Annotated in this window: 7 protein-coding genes; 3 read left to right on the top strand and 4 right to left on the bottom strand. The window is 53.4% G+C overall.

Annotated features, from left to right (window positions below):
• Positions 1–90 precede the first annotated feature (90 nt).
• From GIW04_RS27790 to arsN2, 4 genes are all read right to left on the bottom strand, one after another.
• Complete coding sequence (locus tag GIW04_RS27790; protein WP_236270474.1) at positions 91–603, bottom strand: hypothetical protein; 513 nt, start codon at positions 601–603, stop codon at positions 91–93.
• Entirely contained in the window at positions 596–1768 is a 1173-nt protein-coding gene (locus GIW04_RS27785) for a DUF3800 domain-containing protein (RefSeq protein WP_032894893.1), read from the bottom strand. Before GIW04_RS27785 ends, GIW04_RS27790 begins: the two co-directional genes overlap by 8 nt.
• Positions 1769–1829: 61 nt before the next feature.
• A complete protein-coding gene (locus tag GIW04_RS27780; protein WP_032894891.1) occupies positions 1830–2198 on the bottom strand; it encodes a hypothetical protein in 369 nt (122 codons plus the stop codon).
• A gap of 72 nt (positions 2199–2270) precedes the next feature.
• Positions 2271–2735 carry an arsenic resistance N-acetyltransferase ArsN2 gene (arsN2, locus tag GIW04_RS27775; protein ID WP_032894889.1) on the bottom strand — a complete coding sequence of 155 codons (465 nt, stop codon included), beginning with the start codon at positions 2733–2735 and terminating at the stop codon, positions 2271–2273.
• Between the two features lie 129 nt (positions 2736–2864).
• Between arsN2 and GIW04_RS27770 the strand changes: the two genes are divergently transcribed.
• From GIW04_RS27770 to GIW04_RS27760, 3 genes are read left to right on the top strand one after another with little or no spacing between them, the layout of a single operon-like run.
• A complete protein-coding gene (locus GIW04_RS27770) occupies positions 2865–3287 on the top strand; it encodes an arsenate reductase ArsC (protein ID WP_032894887.1) in 423 nt (140 codons plus the stop codon).
• Positions 3284–3640: a metalloregulator ArsR/SmtB family transcription factor gene (locus GIW04_RS27765; RefSeq protein ID WP_032894886.1), complete on the top strand. Its 357-nt coding sequence runs from the start codon at positions 3284–3286 to the stop codon at positions 3638–3640. Before GIW04_RS27770 ends, GIW04_RS27765 begins: the two co-directional genes overlap by 4 nt.
• A 24-nt stretch (positions 3641–3664) precedes the next feature.
• Entirely contained in the window at positions 3665–4924 is a 1260-nt protein-coding gene (locus GIW04_RS27760) for an arsenic transporter (RefSeq protein ID WP_236270476.1), read from the top strand.
• Positions 4925–5015: the final 91 nt, after the last annotated feature.

The raw sequence follows: 5015 nt of genomic DNA, 5'->3' as shown, positions 1-5015 counted from the left end.
CGCGGCCGCGCCAAACCCTGGGCTGGAAATTCCCCATAGAGGTGCTGACCGAGCACCTGCAGCTCCTGGCGACCAATAACTTGAATACGGTCAACTGACTGTTGCACTTGGAACTTGAGTCCGCCCTATCGACATGAATTGCCTAATCGCCAGCGCTCCCCTTTCATTTCTAGCTTTGGAGCCTGGCAAGGTCAAAGCTGCCTCAACCTTGGCACGGCTAGCTTCGTACATTGCAAATGCGTTGAACTCAGAATCAAGCAGCACCAAGAGCACAATATCGAAGGGTTGTCGTAGATCAATTGCACCCATACGGCCCGTAATCTTTTGCGAGTTCAGGATACATCGCCCCTTGATCTGGATTCTCGCGACGCCATCTTCCAGCGTCTCTGTAGCGTCGTAACCTGCCTGCCTTGCAGGATGTAGTACCAGGCCGAGTCGAGTAGCAGCTTCGTACTCTGCCACCTCGCCGGTCACGCCCAGCGGCTTGCCGGTCAGGCGATAGAATCTACGCGCGAGCACCTTGGCTTCTTTCAGAATCTCTAGGATTTCATCCTGGATCAATGCAGCCTGGTGAGGTTCCTGGCCATGACTGAGTTCAGTCATCTGCAAATGCCTCGAGCGCAGCGAGCAGCTTGGCTAGTTCAGCCAAGTTGGCCGCCGTCACGATGTCATATTCTCCTCGACTGCTCAGCCGATATACCTCTCGAGCCTTTTTGACCCGTTCCAGTAGAGGAACAACAATGCCTGACGCTCTTTCAAGAAATTCGTTAATGTCTGCCCGTGTTTGAGGGATCTTGTAGCCTTTGGCCGCGCTTGTGATGATGACGTCCGCATCCCGAAGCTTGGCGATGCCACTTGATCGGATTCTCTGGCCGTTGACCTCTCCAAGTCCGCTGTCTTTTAGATGCGCCATGATCTCCGTAGTCAGCACGTAATCCTTGGTGACGAATTCGCTTTGAAATCTTAAGAACCGCAGGATACTCAATTGCAGGCGCTCATCCTCATCAGGGTGTTCGCCAGCCCGCTCGCTAAAACGATCAGCCTGGCGGAGTGCTTCTTGGTGTACTTGGTAGTCTGCATACCCAGACTCATCCGTCGGCGGTGGCAGAAGAGACTGGTACTTGGATGGCCACTCAAGCATTCCAAGAGTCAGGCTGCGTAGGATTTTTTTGTAGGCAAGGACTGCTTCTTCCGAAGCTTTCTCTTCGTAGATCTGAGCGACTGATCCAGCAAAAAAATCTGCAACCTGAACCAAAACGTTGTCCTTACTGGCCATCGTCTGGAACGCATCCTTATCGCCAAATAGGTCGTCCACGAATCGTTCTGCAACGTAGCTTTTGAGGCTCTCCTGAAATTCCTGGCCACCATGCTCGTCAACGATCATCTGGAGGTCAGGGTATGCGCGGAACAAGCGTTCATAGAGCAACCCGTTCACGTATTTTATGAACGAGGTCTTGATACGGAGGCCGCCGTCTTTGTGAATTCGGGACTTATCAACGACGGTGAAATAGAGCTTGAAAGGCAGCTCAGCTAGCTCGTTGAGGATTCGGGAACGGCGATCTGAATCCTTCGGCTTCAGATTGCTGGATTTGATCTCGCCTGTTTGAAAGTGACGCATGCGGAGTGCTTCAGCTTGGGCATAAGCAGCTTCCAGGTCTTTCTCTGCCACCAGAATGGAGCACACGATGAAGAAGCCCGAGCTCCCTCCCTTTGACGTATCAAGGTCGGAATTCCCGGACTCATCCACGAAGGCATAGGTTCTGTCCATGAGCTTGCTCCATCAACAACGTACTGAGCGCGGTGGGTCGCCCAATGGCAAGGTGGCGAACTTAGTTCGTCGCAGTGGTAGTGCCTGGAGCGGGGCCTTCGCTGAACGTGTAGTTGATGACCACGTCATTACGGATCAAAACGTCGAGCGTTTTCTGAATGCCCGTAGTCGTCACCTTCATGGTGACCACGTAGCTCTGGGCATGGGCTGAGCCGTTGGTGTAGGTGTAGATCCACTTTTCGTCAGTCTCGCTGACAGCACTCTTGGCGTAGGGCTCACCAAACAGGGACTTCAACTCAATAGTCGTCGTTTTGCCTTTGGTGATGCTCGCTACACTGGCCGACGGAAAGTCTCGCCCTGCGGTGTAGTGGGACGTAGCGCAACCGCCAAGTGCGACACAGATCCCCATTACTGCGATGAGCTTTTTCATATCCATCCTTGATCGTAGAAAGCTCCAAATCTAGCTGGCATCGAGGCTAAAAGCCATCACCAAGGTGATCAGCTACTTTCGTGCATTCGCAGATAATGCCTTGCACATGTAGCAAGCCGAGCCAGGGTAAAGCCCCCTGAACTGCTCCGTCTGAGAAATAAGAGGTGGGGCAGAGCCTCGTTGATTTACTGCATAGCCCTGCTGCTCAAAAAAGCCTGACGCAGTTGTTGTCAGCAAATGAAATCGAGCGATTCCCTGCTCGGCGGCTTTCGCTTCAATGATCTTAAGCACCGTGACACCGATCCCTTTCGATCTGTATGTCGAGACTACGACCAGGGAACGCAGCAACCCGTCCGTACCATGCGTTTCGAAACCTCCCCATGCGACCGTCTCACTATCCTGTGTGAACTCAAAAAAGGTTCGGCCTGGAAGATCAATACCGTCTCCTAGAAGGTCAGCAGATTTCAGTGCATCGCGAAAGCGCTGCCATTGACCTCCGGCTATTTCCGTTGCCTGGATCATCATCTCTTTGCCCATCCCCTTATCTCCTTTGTGCCGCTTTGTAAGAACTGTCACGGCTCAAGCCGAAGCAGCAGTCATCATATTCGCTTTACCGCATATTCGCTAAAGCGTATATTCGATTTTCCATATGCATCGAGTTTAACCATGAGCCTTGCTATCAAAGTGCTTTTCGTGTGCGTTGCCAACTCAGCCCGATCCCTGCTTGCAGAGGCTTTGCTGCGTCACACCGATCAGCGCTTCGAGGCCTTCAGCGCAGGGTCTGAACCGTCTGAGGTTGATCCGCGCACAACTCAGGCATTGGAGGCTGTTGGAGTCGATGCAACGGGCCTGCGCAGCAAGTCCATCAGCGAGTCTCAAGCTGATCGATTCGATTACGTAATCACTCTTTGTGATAAATCCGCAAGCGAGTGCCTACCAATGCCCAATGCAGGTGAAATCATTGCCTGGGATTTTCCTGACCCAGTAACTAGCGATGATCCTGGCGCATTTCGCCACACGCTCCACGACATCCACGAGCGCATCAAGCTCTTCGTTTTGGTCAAGACCAAACACCTGGAGGATCTATGACAGAACCCTTGAACCCCACCACCTTATTCAAGTGCCTGGCGGATGACACCCGAGCAAAAATTTCGCTGCTTGTCGTCAGTGAAGGTGAGCTGTGTGTATGCGAGCTAACGGCAGCACTCGACCTGAGTCAGCCGAAGATTTCTCGTCATTTGGCGCTGCTGCGCTCTGCCGGTTTGTTGTTGGATCGTCGCCAAGGCCAATGGGTGTACTACCGACTGAATCCTGATTTGCCCGCGTGGGTGACTGCAGTTTTGAAGGAAGTGGTAGACGCCAATCAGCAATGGCTGGAAACCGAGGCTAAGCGCCTCTGCGGCATGAACGACCGTCCGATCAACCAAGCCGTGTGTAGCTGATTCACGCCCAACCGGATTAATTAAATGCTGATTGCCGTATTGATCTTTATCGCCACCATTGTCCTTGTCATCTGGCAGCCCAAGGGGCTTGGGGTTGGCTGGAGTGCGATGTTCGGTGCCATCGTGGCGTTGCTGGCAGGTGTCGTTACCCTTGCCGACATACCAGAGGTTTGGCGCATTGTCTGGAATGCCACTGGGACTTTCATCGCGGTCATCATCATTAGTCTGCTGCTTGATGAGGCAGGTTTTTTCAAGTGGGCTGCGCTGCATGTGGCCCGATGGGGAGGCGGGAGCACCCGCAAGCTGTTCGCATTTATCGTCCTGCTGGGCGCAGCGGTGTCGGCCCTGTTCGCTAATGACGGAGCAGCATTGATCCTCACACCCATTGTGATCGCGATGTTGTTGGCGTTGCGTTTTTCTCCTGCGGCTACTTTGGCATTCGTCATGGCAGCCGGTTTTATCGCCGATACGGCGAGCTTACCGCTGGTGGTTTCCAACCTGGTAAACATCGTTTCTGCCGACTACTTCGATATCGGCTTCAACGAATATGCTTCGATCATGGTGCCGGTAAACATCGTCAGCGTGGCGGCGACATTAGCCATGTTGCTGTGGTTTTTCCGCAAAGATCTACCAAAGACCTATGACCTCAATCAACTGGACAATCCGGACGAGGCAATCCACGACCGGGCCACTTTTGTAGCTGGTTGGTGGGTGTTGGCACTACTGCTGATCGGCTTCTTTGTCATTGAGCCATTGGGGGTGCCAATCAGCGCCATTGCAGCAGTTTGTGCATTCATTCTTTACGTCATCGCGGCTCGTGGTCACGCCATCAACACAGGCAAGGTGCTCAAAGAGGCGCCATGGCAGGTGGTGATTTTTTCTTTGGGTATGTACCTGGTTGTATATGGCCTGAAGAACGCCGGCCTGACCGACCACATCGCGCAGATCCTGAACGTGTTCGCCGGTTATGGCGTTTGGGGCGCGTCCCTTGGTACAGGGCTGCTAACAGCGTTGCTGTCTTCGATCATGAACAACATGCCCACCGTTTTGGTAGGCGCCTTATCCATTCATGCCGCCGAAGTCGATGGTGTAGTCCAGCAAGCGATGGTTTACGCCAACATCATCGGCTGCGACTTGGGCCCGAAGATCACCCCAATTGGGAGCTTGGCAACTCTGTTGTGGCTGCACGTGCTCGCCCGGAAAAACATAACGATCAGCTGGGGTTACTACTTCAAGACCGGGATCGTGCGGCGGACTCAAGTTCCAAGTGCAACAGTCAGTTGACCGTATTCAAGTTATTGGTCGCCAGGAGCTGCAGGTGCTCGGTCAGCACCTCTATGGGGAATTTCCAGCCCAGGGTTTGGCGCGGCCGCGT

It is taken from the genome of Pseudomonas sp. PA-4-8C, assembly GCF_021606625.1.
GTDB classification, from domain to species: Bacteria; Pseudomonadota; Gammaproteobacteria; order Pseudomonadales; family Pseudomonadaceae; genus Aquipseudomonas; species Aquipseudomonas lactis.
This window is presented reverse-complemented; position numbering and strand designations above follow the sequence as displayed.

What these genes read in the sequence shown, in the direction of transcription:
- GIW04_RS27760 (WP_236270476.1), top strand. Translation starts at nt 3,665, where the DNA reads ATGCTGATTGCCGTATTGATCTTTATCGCCACCATTGTCCTTGTCATC.
- GIW04_RS27785 (WP_032894893.1), bottom strand. Translation starts at nt 1,768, where the DNA reads ATGGACAGAACCTATGCCTTCGTGGATGAGTCCGGGAATTCCGACCTT.
- GIW04_RS27780 (WP_032894891.1), bottom strand. Translation starts at nt 2,198, where the DNA reads ATGAAAAAGCTCATCGCAGTAATGGGGATCTGTGTCGCACTTGGCGGT.
- GIW04_RS27790 (WP_236270474.1), bottom strand. Translation starts at nt 603, where the DNA reads ATGACTGAACTCAGTCATGGCCAGGAACCTCACCAGGCTGCATTGATC.
- GIW04_RS27765 (WP_032894886.1), top strand. Translation starts at nt 3,284, where the DNA reads ATGACAGAACCCTTGAACCCCACCACCTTATTCAAGTGCCTGGCGGAT.
- GIW04_RS27770 (WP_032894887.1), top strand. Translation starts at nt 2,865, where the DNA reads ATGAGCCTTGCTATCAAAGTGCTTTTCGTGTGCGTTGCCAACTCAGCC.
- arsN2 (WP_032894889.1), bottom strand. Translation starts at nt 2,735, where the DNA reads ATGGGCAAAGAGATGATGATCCAGGCAACGGAAATAGCCGGAGGTCAA.